Genomic DNA, 14992 nt, shown 5'->3' with positions numbered 1-14992 from the left:
TCCTAATGTAAGGTCTCTTCCTTTGAAAACTTTCGCTGCAACAGGGTGGCGATAAGAATAACAATAGCTAATACAAGAGCCATTGCTGCGGCATATCCCATTGTTCCTAAATTTTTGAAAGCATATTGATAGATAAGTAGAACAACCGTTAATGTAGAGTTATTTGGGCCACCCGTGCCTTTGGAGAAAATATATGATTGATCAAATAATTGAAATGTTCCGATAAGTCCCATAATCACGACGAACGATGTAACGGGCTTCAATTGTGGAACCGTAACATACCAAAACTTCTGCCAAAAGTTAGCTCCATCAATTTTCGCCGCCTCATAAACAGAATCTGGAATATCTTGTAAAGCAGCGAGATAAATGGTCATAAAAAAAGGAGCCGTTGACCAAATATTCATGATCATAATCGCAGGCAAGGCTACATTCGGATCTCCAAGCCAGTTATAACCGGGCAGACCAATCATTCCTAACAACTTATTAATTAAGCCGTTTTGATTATACATCCACATAAAAATGAGGGTTAATACAGCAGAAGATGTTAAGGTGGGTAAAAAGTAAACGATGCGGAAGAACTTCTCTCCCTTTAACCCTGCATTTAGCGTCGCCGCCAAGACCAAGGCCAAAAGAGTTTGGGCAGGAACCACAATCACCACGTACTTTATCGTGTTCCAAAGAGCGATTTTCGCCCGATCATCTTCCATCAGCTTAACGAAATTGTCTAGCCCCCGAAAATCATAAGATGGACCACCTAGCAGCTCCACCTTATGGAAAGATAAGAAAATGGCATAGAGAATGGGGGCAATAATGAAAACAGCCAACACAAAGATAGCAGGCAGCATGAATGTGTATCCTTGTCCAATTTCATACAACGTATATTTTTTTCTCTCTTTTTTCATGTTTATCAGCTCCATTATCCTATTTGTTGCAGTGAAATAAAAAAGAAAATCATGCAGTAGTTCCTAAACGAACTATCAAAAGCTTTTCTGAAAGGGCTCGTCCTCAATCCTTGATTTTACTAGATTTTATCATGAGCCCTTTCAGAGGATGAGCTGAAAGGTAAGTTTTATATACCTTTTTGGTCATCTTCTACTACATATATTCTCATTCATTAATTAGGATTTCCTTGTTTGCTTGTTTTTGAGCTTTCTTCAGTGCCTCTCTTAATGGCTGTTGACCTAAGAAGGCACTTAAAAATTGATTGTTAAAGTTTGTTTGGGCAATAGGCAAGTAAGGCCCATCCTGCCATACCGTTGCATAGGAAGCTCCTGCCACCAACGCACCGCGCAGTGGATCGTCTGCAAATCCAAGCTCCTTGGCTACAGATTTTCTAGTCGGCAACGCATACCCTTTGCTCGTCCATGTTTTCATGCCTTCTTTTCCCGTTAAATATTCAATCAGCCTCCATGCCGCCTCTTTATGTTTCGATTCTTTATTCATCACATAGGCAACCGTAAAAGCCATTGTATTCTTCTTTCCAATGGTCGGTACCTCCGCTGTCCCATAGGAGATATCCGGGAATGTATCGGCTAAATATGGTATGGCCCAATTCCCTTCTAAAACCATGGCTGCCTTTCCTTGCCCAAACATTTCAATTCCCGAATCCGCTCCGACCTCATTTGGCTGTGCAGCCGACTTATCGTTCAACCGCATGTCGAGGATGGATTGCAAACCTTCTGATACTTCTTTACTCGCAAAGCTCGCCTTATTATTCGTCATGACCTGCCCGCCTTTTGATTCTGCTAAAAAGTACAATCTCGCTAATTCAGGCATGACGCCAAAACCGTAGACACCGTCTTTCGTCAGCTTTTTTGCTGCTTCCTGCAACTCATTCCATGTTTTTGGCACCTCTACTCCTGCTTCCTCGAGCATTTCTTTATTATAGAAGAGGGCAAGTGTGGAATAATCTTTCGGAAACCCGTATGTTTTTCCATTATGCTGAAAAGCTTGTAGAAGTGGCTTTTCAAAATCTTCCATATCAAAATCCTCTTTCACATACTTGTCCAGCGGCTCGAGCACTCCGGCTTCCATTAAACCAGGTGCTTCAAATGCATCGAGATAAAAAACATCGGCGGCTGTTCCGCCGATCAAACGCGTTTTCAAAACGTCCATATATTGATCGGCAATGACATCATGCTTTACTTTTATATCTGGATTTTTCTTCTCAAAATCACGAATAGTTTGTTGAAGTAATTTTGTTTCAGTAGGATTTCCTCCCCATCCGCTTAACACAATTTCCGTTCTTCCGTCCGCTGTCTTGGAACTCTCCTCCTGACTGCAACCCGACAAAAGGGAAGCGGAAAACAGAGTAACAGCCAAAAACGATTGAAACCACTTTTTCATTACAACTCCCCCCGTTGGCATTATCTCGTTACAATCTTATAACCAGTCGTATTCTCCGTAATATTCATTGTAACCTTGTCGTTTTCTCTCCTCACAATAAGAGACAGCTTGCCGTTTCCAACTTTAATTCCTTCTAAAGAAAGCACATTCATGGATGGCAGAAGGTGTGGACGAATATGGATTTGTTTTTTTGTGCTGTCCGGAAACATGCCTAAGATGGATTGAACGAACAATAATGGTGTTCCTGCCGCCCATGCTTGCGGCGAGCACGCAACTGGATATAAAACTGGCTTCCATTGCTCTTTGGAATAGCCGCAGAACAGCTCTGGAAGACGGTCATATTCAAAATGAGCAGAGGCATCGATCAGTCCTTGAATCACCTCATTAGCCTCTTCCTGTTTCCCTACTTTACTTAATCCTAGTACAATTAGACTATTATCATGCGGCCAAATGCTGCCGTCATGATAGCTCATTGGATTGTAGCCGGCTTCATTCTCTCCCATCGTACGAATCCCGTAACCTGAAAACATTTTTGAAGAGAGGAGTGTCTTTGTAACAGCTTCCACTCGTTCAGAAGAAAGCATGCCAGACATTAAAAGATGGCCTGGATTTGAAGTGATCGTCCCCACTTGCTGCTTGTTGCCGTCAAGGGCAATCGCATAGAAAGAAACATCGTCCATCCAAAATTCATGATCAAATTTCTCCTGTAAGGCTTTGGCCTCCCCCCGAAGCACTGTTGCTTCTTCCACACGACCGACTGCCTCATAAATATCTGCCAAACCAGTCTTTGCTTGATAGACATAACCCTGCACTTCCGAGAGAGCAATCGGTGTATCGGCATAATCACCACTGCGGTGAACAATGGAATCACCAGAATCTTTCCATCCCTGGTTGGCAATACCCTTGCTTGACTCCTGGTGATATTCCAAAAACAAGTCTCCATCCCTATCTCCATACTCATTAATCCACTTTAAAGCCGCATCAATATTTTTCTGTAATTGTCCGATAATCTCGTAATCTCCCGTCCATTTGACATATTCAACAAGGAGAACTAAAAACAATGGTGTTGCATCAACGGTTCCGTAATAAGGCGTGAACGGAATTTGATTCGTGTTAGCCAGTTCTCCAAAGCGAATTTCATGCATAATCTTTCCAGGCTGTTCATCTCGCCACGCATCTTTATTTTCTCCCTGGTAGTGGGCCATAGTAATTAATGTTCCTTTTGCGATCTCCGAATTGAACGGCAACATTTGCAGGGCTGCAATTAGGCTGTCACGCCCGAATGGGACACCAAACCAAGGCAGACCCGCTACCGGGAACTGTCCATATCCAACATCCGTTAATAACACCCTTAAATCGGTTATCCCTCTTTTCACAAGGCTTTCAAGGGGTTTGTAATCAGTTTGGATCGTTGGAACTTTCTCTTCCCATTCTTTATATGATGATGTCAGCTTTTCTAATGCTTTTTCAAATGGAAGTATCTCTTGCTTCCTTTGCTCGCCAATTTGAGGTACAACCGTTATAATGATTCGATCTTCTTGATTATGTTTTAATGAAAAATGGAAAGTGACATGATTGTCTTCCGCTCTCTTCGCTTCTTTGTCCCATGTAATATGAGTATAACGATTAATTTCATCTGCTCCCTTGTACGCCAATGATAATGTATTGTTTTCCAGACTTTGTCCTGTACGATGCCCTACCTTGCCCGTTTGAAAGCCGCGAACAATAAACATGTCCTGAAAATCTGCATCTACCTCCATTTCCAATTCAAAACTAACCGGTTTTGGGTAGTAGTTTTTTACACTCAATTCCTCATATAGCACATCATCATAAATAAAACGCTTACGCTTGATTTGAATTGATTCTCTCCATAAAATCAATTCTCCCTCTTCCTCCATGTGCGGATTTGTGAGAAGGATGGTGGTCAAATGATTTTGATCTGCATCCGATGATAACAATATCGGATCCTTTCCATTTATCCTTATGTCCCATCTGCTTAAGAACCTTGTATCCTTTGTATATAACCCGAGACCATATGTATGATTTTCAGGAATGTTTCCGCTTTTATCCGTTAATAAAAATAAATCGTTTTCTTTCATCACTCTATAATCCATTTCCATTCCTCCATTTTTAACTATCCGAAACGTTTCGGATAAAGTGTAAAAAAATATTTAACTTCCTGCTGAAAAGCAGGAGAGTTAAACACTTCAAATTCGGGTACAGGATTCCCTTTGTACAAGCTTCGTCTCTAGTATACGATGGCGCTTCTTTGCTTTTCCCTCCAGCATGTCCACCAATAAATCCGCGGCTTCATAGCCCATTTCAAACATGTCTTGTTTAATGGTTGTCAAAGACGGCGTGACGTAGGATGCAAGCAAAATGTCATCATAGCCAATAATCGAGATATCGTTCGGGACAACGAGGCCTTGCTCCTGGCAAGCCTTTAACGCTCCCATTGCCATCAAATCACTGGCACAAAAAATGGCTGTAATCTCCGGAGTGGAAGACAATAAAGACAAAACAACTTCCTTTGCCATTTCTTCTTTAAACTCTCCATCTACAATCCAATTTCTTTTTACTTTGATCCCATTTTCTTTCAGAGCTATCTCATATCCTTTTAAACGCTGCTTACTGACAAAAGCCTGGTTAGACCCATTAACCATGGCTATGTTTTGATGGCCTAATTCAATAAGGTGTTCCACGGCTTTTTTAGCTCCTAGCACATTGTCTGTGGTGACATACCCTACCGTGTTCGTTTCTACGGGAATATCCACTAACACACACGGTATATCACTCTCCATGACTTCCTTCAGATAAGGATCATCCAGTTTAATCCCCTGAATGATAACACCGTCAACCTTTCGCTCACGACATAGCTGTGTATACGTTTTTTCCCTTTGGCGTGTGGAATCTGTATTAAACAAAATTAAATCATAATTCCTAACAGAAACGCATTCATTTATCCCGCATAACACCTGAAACGTAAGGTTATCCTTTACACTTTCTCGATTCATGCCCGACACAAGCAGCCCGATCGTTTGGGATTTCTTCATCACAAGCCCTCTTGCAAGTGTATTAGGACTGTAATTAAGTTGTTTAGCAATTTCCAATATTTTTTTTCGTGTTTCTTCATTTACATCAGAATAGCCGTTTAGAGCTCTGGAAACAGTCGTAACAGAAACACCTGCTACTTTTGAAATATCTTTAATTGTAGTCAAGATTTTTTCCTCCAAAACGTTTCGGATAATCTTATAAACCTAACTTTACAAGATTTAGAAACCGATTTCAAGCTTTTTTTAACGGTCTTCTTTGTCGTCATTTTCATTCACTATAACACAGTGGCTTATACAATATAAAAATTCCACTTAATCATTCAACACATCATCATTTCATCAAGAGGCAGATTGATATAGATGATTCTCGCTTCATTTAAATTGAATCATCGTGTTCATGGAATAAGATGATGGAGGTGAAGACAATGAGCAGTCAAAATAATGGAAATATTCAACGTCAAAAAAATTAAAGCATTAACCCGTAAGTTCACGGAAAAGACGTTGAATTTTCAAATGAGCCGAAAAGCACACTTGAAAACAGAGGAAAAATATCCAATATAAATATTTAAAACAAAAAAACGGAGGGCACGCATTCCTCTCCGTCTTCATCAAAAGCTCAATTTTTATATTTGTTTGTATAGTTCCTCCAATGGTTTCATAATCACCTGATTTAATTCACTAATAATCATACTCATTCGTTGTTCTGCTTCCATAAGCTGAGAAATTTTGGCGTTTTGCTGAACCATTCCAACAGTTGCTTGAGCCTCTTGAACCTCCTGATCGGAAATATCCTGCCCCATCATTTGCTTCTGCTGAAGATTCAGTTGAATTTGACGAAACTGATCAAACATTTGTTTTGCCTCAGAATCAGTTGTAACTGCATGATATGCTTCTTTCAATTTTCTATACTCATCACTTTGACGAATCGCCGTTTCTAATGCATAGGCAGAATCATATAAATTAATTGCCATTTTTAATCCACTCCTTTAAGGTACAATTCCTTACAACTATAACAAACTATTCAAAGAAAAGCGAGAATGTTCAAATCACCAACTTTTCCTTTATTACATAAGATACTATACACGAATGCCTATTTATTTAAGTATAAATGAGGAGTGATTATGTCTTTTCCATTCATCCCGCTCATAATGACGGTCAGAAAATCACCAGACAAACAAGATTGTCTTATACAAATGTCCCATCATTTGTATAACCAATTACAAATAAATCAATGCAATAATATTTACATGAAATTAGGAAGGACTACCATTAAGGCAAATATACAAATAATCGAAATGGTTTCCAATGAGATCATTCTTCCTGAAAATATGTTTCACCACTTTAGACTTCCAATAAATAGATATAAATTGAAAGCGAAATATTGTACAGCAGAAAATACGATCCTGTTGGGGCCGGTAATTGGACTCTTGACTGATTTTCACGTCAAAGAAAATGAAGAACCATTTTTTCGGTCCATTCACAGGTTCTGTGAGGAACTACATTATATAGTAAAAGATCACGGTGGATTTTTTTATGTATTTTCTTATGAATCCTTTGATTCGAAAGGATATTACTTTAGTGAGGGAAAATGGCATCCAGCCTCCCTGCCATTACCAGATGTTGTTTACAATCGCGTCCATTCTAGAAAACTGGAACAAAAAGAGTCATTTAAAAAATTCCGCAATGAACTCGAGAATTTGTCCATACCTATTTTCAATGACCGGTTTCTTTCTAAATGGGAAGTATTTGAACAGATAAAGAATGAAAATAAACTTTTAGACTCTATCCCTGATACGAAACTATTTTCAAAGGAGAATTTATTAGAGTTTGCTCAAAAATATGAAACTGTTTTTATAAAGCCGATTCACGGTAGCCAAGGAAAAAATATTATTAAATTAACCAAAGAAAGGGATGACTTATTTTCCATTCAAACCTCCATTAGTCCACCACCAGCGAATTCTAGACAAATATTTACACTAGATCAACTATATCAACAAATTAAATCACTTCAGCAAAATCGTATTTGCATTGTCCAGCAAGGGATTCATTTTCTTCCCTATCAATCTCGTCCACTAGATTTTAGAGTTCTAGTCCATAAAGATTTAAAACATAGGTGGAAAATTACTTCAATTGTTGCAAGAGTAGGAGCAGAGGATGAATTTGTATCAAACATGGCAAGGGGTGGTATAACCATGCGGCCACATGTCGTGTTTCAAGAATCCATGACTCGAAAAAAATCCATGGAAACTATCAAGAAAATAAAAAAACTCGCCATTGAAACGGCTGAGGGAATCAGCAAGAATACTTCAGGAATTACCGGTGAGCTTGGAATTGATATTGGAGTAGACAAAGAAGGTAATCCTTGGATAATTGAAGTCAACTCCAAACCATCTAAATTATTCCATGATGATGGAAAAATTAGGCCATCAGCAAAAGCCATTATTCAATTTAGTACGATACTTGCATTTGAATCCATTTAGGATAAGGAGGCTCATTAAATGTTAGCCCTTGGAATTATGTCATTACACCTAGATAGCGAAGCAACTTATATAACGGAAATGGCAAAACATTCACATTCATGTGGTGTGGAATGCTTTCGTTTTGTCCCTTCTCAAATTAATCCTCATACCCTACAAGTATCAGGTCTTAGATTTGATTCTGAAACCGAGAATTGGAGAAAAGATACTTTCACCATTCCTTCCATTCTTTATGACCGATGCTTCTATGGAGAAGATGAACATTCAAAAAAATGTCTGCCCATTGTATCCTGGCTAAAGAATAGAAAGGATATACATTTTTTAGGATATGGTCTTCCTAACAAGTTGGATTTATATGAATCATTAAAAACTACCGAATTATCTCCTTACCTCCCACATAGCCAATTGATCGAAAAAGCAGATCTCGTTATGAAGGAATTAGATGAAGGAAACAAAATTATTTTAAAACCAGTTAATGGTTCACAAGGATTTGGCATTTATTATGTAAAGAAATCTAATAAGTCCTTTCACGTAAAAACAGAAAAACAAAGAAAGATCATTTCAAGAATTTTTCCTACGGAAAGTAAACTACTTCAATGGCTCCAACCTCTTATTAAAAAGTACAACTATCTTCTACAGCCATATTTGGAATTATCAAATGAGGACCACCAACCATTCGATATTCGCATTCTATTGCAAAAAAATGAACATGGAATATGGAAAGAGCTTGGACGCGGGATACGAATTGGAAATACGGGAGGGATTTTATCCAATTTAAGTGCAGGAGGAACCATTGAAACATTTTCTAATTGGATCACTTCTATTCCGAAAAACAAAGCCGATTATATCCGGTCCGAACTAGACTACATTATAAGTGCCCTGCCCCGTCTACTTGAAGATCAGTTCCCACCGTTGTTTGAAATTGGAGTGGACATTGGTATCGCCAAAAACGGTTCTATTTGGATTCTCGATATCAATTCCAAACCTGGAAGAAAAGTACTTTTGTATACTTTTCCAGAACTAAAGGAGCAACTTTTCAAAGCTCCACTTCTTTACGCAAAACACCTTTCCGAAACAGATCATCAAGAAAGGAAGGACTTTTATGCGAAAACATTATCTCATTGAGTTCGTACAAAATGATCAAATGATCGTTTTTTGTCCACCATCTATTTTTCAAGATAAAGAGCTAACAAGAATTGCCTTTGGTTCTAAATCAGTGGAAGCAGAATTTCTTCCTCACCCAGACAGTGACAATTGCATTGTCATCAATAGGCACATTCAACATGCACTGCAAATTCCGGATTTCAAGCAGCCTTATCATCTTTTTATTAATGGAAATACACTTTTCATTGGTCCACTGGTTGGTATCTTTACAGCAGGTTTTACCGATATTGATGAACAACCGATCGGTGAAAGAACACAGTTTTTTTCTAAACTCTTATCTGTAAATAAAACGGTTGGTGCCCTATCTTTTGTGTTCGGGGAACAACATATTGATTGGAAACAAGGAACTATTGAAGGGTACTTTTATGAAAACAATCGATGGCAGCAACTTGAAGTCCCCTTTCCAAATGTGATTTACGATCGACTTCCTAACCGAAAAAGTGAAAGAATTCCAAAATTAATGAAGGTAAAAGAACGGCTTCAAAAAGAATATCTTATCCCTTGGTATAACCCTGGCTTCTTTAACAAACTAGATATTTATGAAAGACTAGAACAAGATAGCTCGGTTGAAAGATATCTCCCTGAAACTCATCCATTTACATCCTTCTCTATTATTGAAACCATGCTTTCCAAATATGGTCACGTGTTTGTCAAACCGAGAAATGGCAGCCTTGGATTAGGAATTCATCAAATCATCTATGATCGTGAAACAGGTAAATATTACTGCCGGTATCAAGATTCAGAAGAAAGAAATCGACTAAGAAAATTTCCAAGTCTAGAATTATTATTTAAATGGGTATTTAATAACCAGTCACTTGAAAATATGATCGTCCAGCAAGGAATACATCTTATCCGTAAAGGCCGACGTCCCATAGATTTTCGTGTTCATACAAATAAAGATGATACAGGAAATTGGAAAGTAAGTGCCATTGCAGCAAAAGTTGCTGGGCAAGGTAGTGTAACAACCCATAAAAGAAATGGTGGAGATGTCAAAACAATTAATGAAATATTTAATAAAGAAGAATGTAATCTATACACTGAAAAGCTTTCAAAAGCTGCATTGGACTTAAGCACCGTGCTTGAGCAAAATATTGAGGGTATTATTGGAGAGATCGGTTTCGACTTAGGAATTGACCGAAATGGTGATGTTTGGCTATTTGAAGCAAATTCTAAACCAGGCCGGTCGATTTTTAGCCATCCGAAAATGAAAGATTTTGATCTATTAACCCGTAAATTATCTCTGGCCTTTGCAGTTTTTCTGACAGAACAATCCTTACTTCATCCTGAGGAATTGTACAAATGAATAACATACAATCACGACCGCTTATCGGAATTTTATCAGCGCAAAATAAAGATGGATCATTAGCGGGAAATATTCCGCTATTTAAAAAGATTCAAAAAAAGCTTATTTCACTTCATGGAATAAGCTTTATCTTTACTTTGGAAGGGGTTCATCATGATTGGATTGAGGGTTTCATTTATTCCCCTGAACATAATAAGTGGAATAAAGCCTCATTTCCTTATCCGGATGTCATATATAACCGAATTCCGTTTCGAACAACTGAGCAATCCGAACTATGCCAAAAATTTTTTACCTCTTTAAAGGATCGAAAAATCCCGTATTTTAATCCAGGTTTTATTGATAAGTACAAATTTTATCAACTTATGGGTAATCATCCAAAAATAAAAAAATATATACCTGATACTATTCCTATACATGAAAAAACAGAATTTTTTTCCTTCCTTAATAAACATAAAAACATTTATCTTAAACCTGCTCAATCATCCAAAGGAGCTGGAATTTACCGTTTAAATACATCCACTACGAATCAATTGCTATTAGAAGGACGCTCAACACAAAAAACTTACTTATCGTACCAACATTTTTGGGATGTGTGGGGGGAAACTTTAATAGCCAAAAATTACTTGGCTCAAATGGATATCCACTCTGCCGAATATGAAGGTAAACGTTTTGATTTTCGAATCCTCGTTCATGCTGATCCATTGGACTACTCCTTAACTGGTGTTGGCATCCGCCAATCCCAAAGACAAGATATTACTACCCATACCATTTCAGGTGGCAGGATCGTGCCTTATCCATTATTGCAAACGGAGGAACATGATCAATTTATTCAATCGATCATTTCCCCAATCGGAAATACATTGTCAAAAGAGTTCGGTTTTTTTGGTGAATTTTCCATTGATGCGGGAATTAGCAAGGACGGCCGGTATTATATATTTGAAGTCAATTCAAAACCAATGAGTTTTAATGAACCGGAAATAGAAGAAGAAAAAATTGAACGACTATGCCGTTTATTTTATCAGATAACAAATTTTACCTAATTACATTTTTTTCTTTCCTTCCACTGTGTAAACAGGTAAGCTTGAAGTAAAGATGTTACAAACTTGTACACAGGGGGGAATTGGGACATGATCATGCATTTTCAGTTAAAGCCGTTATTTGAGAATAAGAACATTCCTGGATGGAATTTTTCCTTCTATTATAAGAAGGAACGATACACCGGAATTTATCATCAAACTGGAAAAATTGAATGGACGACAAATACCCCGGAACAAGAAGAAATCGAATTTCTGACAAGTCAAATTCATGAACTTATGCTGTACCATGTTTATGAATAATGGTGGATCTTGTATGAAAATGCCTCCATTCTCACAAAATATAATAAGATTTGGGAAAGGGATGGTAATCGTGCAAGAAAAAAATAAAGAGCTTATTAAGGAAGATACAAAATATGAAGGCAGAGACAAAGCCTACTTGGATATAGATAGAATGATAAATGAAGGATTGTCCGGCGGAACTGTTCACATACGTCAGAATGGAACAAATATTGAAGAATCCCATGTATTAGAAAATGAAGAGCCGCCCTATGAAGCGAAATAATTCTATACTACATTACAGGCTGAGCCAATAAATCGGGCTCAGCTTTTTTAATAATTAAAAATTTATTTGTTCCATTTCAAGAATTATCTAGCTCCAACACTCTTGCTGCGATACTCCTTCGGTCTCTTCCCTACGATAAGTTGACATCGATTCGCCTTTCGGCTATTCATGTTTCCTTTATCTCGGTTGGAGACCACCACAAGGAAGGATTCGGTAGCATCATCATCGCACGACCGAAAGCGATAGCTTTTGGGAGGAGGCCATACGAAGCTAAGCAGGGTGCTTGCGCTTTTCTAATGTTATAATAGATCTAAGATAAAAAATGGGGAAATGAATGATGTTAAGAAAGCTATTAACAATATATGAAGACGCGGTTTTGTTTTCTGAACCGCCAGTAAAACCTTCTGAACAGTTTTATATCTTTTATGATAAGAATGAAAATGACTGGGTCGGTATTCCGAAATCTTCTATTTCAGATAAGGAATTCACACTGCTTAAAACACTATACGAATTAAAGGAATTTCAAACCTCCTCTTACTCTACTGTAGCAGGACAGTGGCAGGAATACTTATTTTTAAACGGACCGAGCCCTACAAATAATAACAATACTTCATATCGTTTTATTCAATTTCAGATTTACGGAAATGAACCGGACCAAATAGAACTGGAATCAGCATTCAAAGGTTTTTTTTCTGATGAAGTCATTATTGTTTGGGAAAATCGCAATAAAGGAATCATTATTGAAGAAAAAAAACAAATTTCACTCTCTGAAGATGAATTAGTGACAGCTTCAGAGACTCTCGAAAGTGATTTTTTTGTAAAAATTTCCTTTTTTCTAGGAAAGCTTTATTCCATGTCAGAACAGCTTCGTGATAATTATCAACAAGAGAGAAACTATTTTACATTTGCCTTAGCCATATTGGGTTTCTCAAATCTTTATACATTTGAACGGGTTTTTCCAGCATACTTAGCTTACCATTCATCTTCAGATTTGATGACACCTGAACTAAAAAAAATGTTTGACCTATTTGAACAAGATCCGGATTTATTTTCAACGATACTTATTTTTTTAGAAAATAATTTAAACTCTAGTTTAACTGCAAAAAAACTATATATCCATCGTAATACATTGCAATACCGAATTGATAAATTTGTTGAGCGAACAGGAATCGGATTAAAGGATTTTTACGGAGCTTTTACCGTATTTTTTGCCTGCCAAATGTATATAAAACAACAAAAATAACACATTGAACAAAAAAGCGCTTTCATTTTTTGTGCAGAGTGTCCATATAGATTTTCAGCCAATGCCTGTAAACTGAAAATAACAAAAATTAGGGAGGCTTTCAAAATGGCTGAATTAAAATTAGATCATATTTATAAAATTTATGATAACAAAGTAACAGCTGTTAAAGATTTTAACCTACACATTCAAGATAAGGAATTCATCGTGTTTGTCGGCCCTTCAGGTTGCGGTAAATCTACCACTTTAAGAATGATTGCAGGATTAGAAGAAATCTCAAAAGGTGATTTTTATATTGACGGCAAAAGAGTGAATGATGTGGCGCCAAAAGATCGGGACATTGCAATGGTATTCCAAAACTATGCGCTTTATCCTCATATGACCGTATATGATAACATGGCATTCGGATTAAAATTAAGGAAATTCCCTAAGGATGAAATTGATCGTCGTGTAAAAGAAGCTGCAAAAATTCTTGGTCTTGAACCTTACTTAAACCGTAAGCCAAAAGCTCTCTCCGGCGGTCAGCGCCAGCGTGTAGCACTTGGACGCGCCATTGTCCGTGATGCAAAAGTCTTCTTAATGGACGAGCCATTATCAAACCTTGATGCCAAGCTTCGTGTTCAAATGCGTGCTGAAATTGCCAAGCTTCACCGCCGCTTAAATACAACGACAATCTATGTAACCCATGACCAGACTGAAGCGATGACTATGGCCACTCGATTAGTTGTCATGAAAGACGGCGTCATTCAACAAGTAGGGGCACCAAAAGAGGTATATGAAAAACCGGAAAACGTTTTTGTTGGAGGTTTTATCGGATCACCAGCTATGAACTTTTTAAATGGAAAATTAGAAGATGGCAAATTTATCATAGGCAATCATTCAATTACAGTTCCTGAAGGAAAAATGAAATATCTTCGCGAGCAAGGTTATGTTGGCAAATCCATGATCCTTGGAATCCGCCCAGAAGATATACACGATGAACCAGTTTTTATTGAAGCCTCATCCGGTACAAAAATTAATGCTCAAGTAGATGTTGCAGAATTAACAGGAGCTGAATTAATGATTTATTCAAGCATCGATGGCCAAGAGTTTGTTGCCCGACTTGATTCACGTTCGGATGTAAAACCTGGCGAAACATTAGAACTAGCTTTTGATTTAAACAAAGCTCATTTCTTCGATGCAGATACAGAAGTACGCGTACGTCCATCTAGTGAGATGTAAAATTCGATTTAAACCCTGTTCTTTGGAACGGGGTTTTATTCTCTAATAAACATTACTTCTTCATTTGCACACTTCGGACAGCGATACAAATGTGGACATTTATGGCCAGTAAAGGTGTCCGTAAATCCATCCTCCATTTTCATTAAATCAATATCCATATATGGGCTATAATCATCGTAATAATCTTGAAGCCTACCGCTTTCCAACATAGGTTCTCCACAGTTTGTACATAATACATATACTTCCCTTAATCCATTGCAAACCGGGCAAATGGACATATCAAATCACCCTTTATATTTAGAATATATCCTTAGTTTGTGTTAATGGATTGCCTCTATTACTGGGAATAAATTACCAAACCCAACAATCGAATAAGCCTTTAGAAATAAATCATAATAAAGAATACAAACAACAAAAAAACAAAAATTGATGGTTGAAAGGAAATCTTCATCAAACTGAAGATCATCTAATTAACAAAACAATCAGCTCCTTTATTTGCTAGATGGACAAGTTTTCCTAGTAAAAATCATTAATAATATGGGTTAGGCCAAGGCGGCTTATAATATGGTTCAATTCCATACTAACCCCA

The 14992-nt window shown here is 37.5% G+C and carries 14 protein-coding genes; 8 read left to right on the top strand and 6 right to left on the bottom strand.

The annotated features are described in order from the left end of the window. Positions 1 to 2: 2 nt before the first annotated feature. The 5 genes from G4Z05_RS10635 to G4Z05_RS10615 form a co-directional block, all read right to left on the bottom strand. Complete coding sequence (locus G4Z05_RS10635; RefSeq protein ID WP_163251914.1) at positions 3 to 902, bottom strand: carbohydrate ABC transporter permease; 900 nt, start codon at positions 900 to 902, stop codon at positions 3 to 5. A 205-nt stretch (positions 903 to 1107) separates the two neighbouring features. After that, entirely contained in the window at positions 1108 to 2346 is a 1239-nt protein-coding gene (locus G4Z05_RS10630) for an ABC transporter substrate-binding protein (RefSeq protein ID WP_163251913.1), read from the bottom strand. Between the two features lie 20 nt (positions 2347 to 2366). After that, complete coding sequence (locus G4Z05_RS10625) at positions 2367 to 4460, bottom strand: amylo-alpha-1,6-glucosidase (RefSeq protein ID WP_163251912.1); 2094 nt, start codon at positions 4458 to 4460, stop codon at positions 2367 to 2369. Between the two features lie 93 nt (positions 4461 to 4553). Beyond that, positions 4554 to 5564, bottom strand: a complete 1011-nt coding sequence (locus G4Z05_RS10620) for a LacI family DNA-binding transcriptional regulator (protein ID WP_163251911.1) — start codon at positions 5562 to 5564, stop codon at positions 4554 to 4556. Between the two features lie 458 nt (positions 5565 to 6022). Then, positions 6023 to 6370: a YlbF/YmcA family competence regulator gene (locus tag G4Z05_RS10615; protein WP_163251910.1), complete on the bottom strand. Its 348-nt coding sequence runs from the start codon at positions 6368 to 6370 to the stop codon at positions 6023 to 6025. A gap of 150 nt (positions 6371 to 6520) precedes the next feature. On the opposite strand from G4Z05_RS10615, the gene G4Z05_RS10610 reads away from it, so the two are divergent. The 8 genes from G4Z05_RS10610 (at position 6521) to G4Z05_RS10575 (ending at position 14403) form a co-directional block, all read left to right on the top strand. Continuing rightward, positions 6521 to 7879, top strand: coding sequence for a YheC/YheD family endospore coat-associated protein (locus G4Z05_RS10610; protein ID WP_163251909.1), 1359 nt, complete (start codon positions 6521 to 6523; stop codon positions 7877 to 7879). An 18-nt stretch (positions 7880 to 7897) separates the two neighbouring features. Then, positions 7898 to 9001 (top strand): YheC/YheD family endospore coat-associated protein, encoded by a 1104-nt coding sequence (locus G4Z05_RS10605; protein ID WP_163251908.1) that lies wholly within the window; start codon positions 7898 to 7900, stop codon positions 8999 to 9001. Next, complete coding sequence (locus G4Z05_RS10600; protein ID WP_163251907.1) at positions 8979 to 10343, top strand: YheC/YheD family endospore coat-associated protein; 1365 nt, start codon at positions 8979 to 8981, stop codon at positions 10341 to 10343. The genes G4Z05_RS10605 and G4Z05_RS10600 overlap by 23 nt, the downstream gene beginning before the upstream one ends. Continuing rightward, complete coding sequence (locus G4Z05_RS10595) at positions 10340 to 11383, top strand: YheC/YheD family endospore coat-associated protein (RefSeq protein WP_163251906.1); 1044 nt, start codon at positions 10340 to 10342, stop codon at positions 11381 to 11383. Before G4Z05_RS10600 ends, G4Z05_RS10595 begins: the two co-directional genes overlap by 4 nt. Positions 11384 to 11470: 87 nt before the next feature. After that, on the top strand, positions 11471 to 11680 hold the full coding sequence (locus G4Z05_RS10590; protein WP_163184177.1) for a YheE family protein: 210 nt from the start codon (positions 11471 to 11473) through the stop codon (positions 11678 to 11680). Positions 11681 to 11750: 70 nt separating this feature from the next. Beyond that, entirely contained in the window at positions 11751 to 11942 is a 192-nt protein-coding gene (locus tag G4Z05_RS10585) for a hypothetical protein (RefSeq protein ID WP_338036759.1), read from the top strand. Between the two features lie 337 nt (positions 11943 to 12279). Next, positions 12280 to 13185: a PucR family transcriptional regulator gene (locus tag G4Z05_RS10580; RefSeq protein WP_163251905.1), complete on the top strand. Its 906-nt coding sequence runs from the start codon at positions 12280 to 12282 to the stop codon at positions 13183 to 13185. A 105-nt stretch (positions 13186 to 13290) separates the two neighbouring features. Beyond that, on the top strand, positions 13291 to 14403 hold the full coding sequence (locus G4Z05_RS10575) for an ABC transporter ATP-binding protein (RefSeq protein ID WP_163251904.1): 1113 nt from the start codon (positions 13291 to 13293) through the stop codon (positions 14401 to 14403). A 35-nt stretch (positions 14404 to 14438) separates the two neighbouring features. Here the strand turns inward: G4Z05_RS10575 and G4Z05_RS10570 are convergent, their stop codons facing one another. Beyond that, a complete protein-coding gene (locus G4Z05_RS10570) occupies positions 14439 to 14681 on the bottom strand; it encodes a hypothetical protein (protein ID WP_163251903.1) in 243 nt (80 codons plus the stop codon). Positions 14682 to 14992 lie beyond the last annotated feature (311 nt).

This window comes from Neobacillus thermocopriae (assembly GCF_010975035.1).
Taxonomy (GTDB): domain Bacteria; phylum Bacillota; class Bacilli; order Bacillales; family Cytobacillaceae; genus Neobacillus; species Neobacillus thermocopriae.
Note: the sequence above shows the minus strand (reverse complement) of the source record. Positions and strands in the feature narration are given on the sequence as shown.

What these genes read in the sequence shown, in the direction of transcription:
- G4Z05_RS10580 (WP_163251905.1), top strand. Translation starts at nt 12,280, where the DNA reads ATGTTAAGAAAGCTATTAACAATATATGAAGACGCGGTTTTGTTTTCT.
- G4Z05_RS10590 (WP_163184177.1), top strand. Translation starts at nt 11,471, where the DNA reads ATGATCATGCATTTTCAGTTAAAGCCGTTATTTGAGAATAAGAACATT.
- G4Z05_RS10605 (WP_163251908.1), top strand. Translation starts at nt 7,898, where the DNA reads ATGTTAGCCCTTGGAATTATGTCATTACACCTAGATAGCGAAGCAACT.
- G4Z05_RS10635 (WP_163251914.1), bottom strand. Translation starts at nt 902, where the DNA reads ATGAAAAAAGAGAGAAAAAAATATACGTTGTATGAAATTGGACAAGGA.
- G4Z05_RS10615 (WP_163251910.1), bottom strand. Translation starts at nt 6,370, where the DNA reads ATGGCAATTAATTTATATGATTCTGCCTATGCATTAGAAACGGCGATT.
- G4Z05_RS10575 (WP_163251904.1), top strand. Translation starts at nt 13,291, where the DNA reads ATGGCTGAATTAAAATTAGATCATATTTATAAAATTTATGATAACAAA.
- G4Z05_RS10595 (WP_163251906.1), top strand. Translation starts at nt 10,340, where the DNA reads ATGAATAACATACAATCACGACCGCTTATCGGAATTTTATCAGCGCAA.
- G4Z05_RS10570 (WP_163251903.1), bottom strand. Translation starts at nt 14,681, where the DNA reads ATGTCCATTTGCCCGGTTTGCAATGGATTAAGGGAAGTATATGTATTA.
- G4Z05_RS10610 (WP_163251909.1), top strand. Translation starts at nt 6,521, where the DNA reads ATGTCTTTTCCATTCATCCCGCTCATAATGACGGTCAGAAAATCACCA.
- G4Z05_RS10630 (WP_163251913.1), bottom strand. Translation starts at nt 2,346, where the DNA reads ATGAAAAAGTGGTTTCAATCGTTTTTGGCTGTTACTCTGTTTTCCGCT.
- G4Z05_RS10600 (WP_163251907.1), top strand. Translation starts at nt 8,979, where the DNA reads ATGCGAAAACATTATCTCATTGAGTTCGTACAAAATGATCAAATGATC.
- G4Z05_RS10625 (WP_163251912.1), bottom strand. Translation starts at nt 4,460, where the DNA reads ATGGATTATAGAGTGATGAAAGAAAACGATTTATTTTTATTAACGGAT.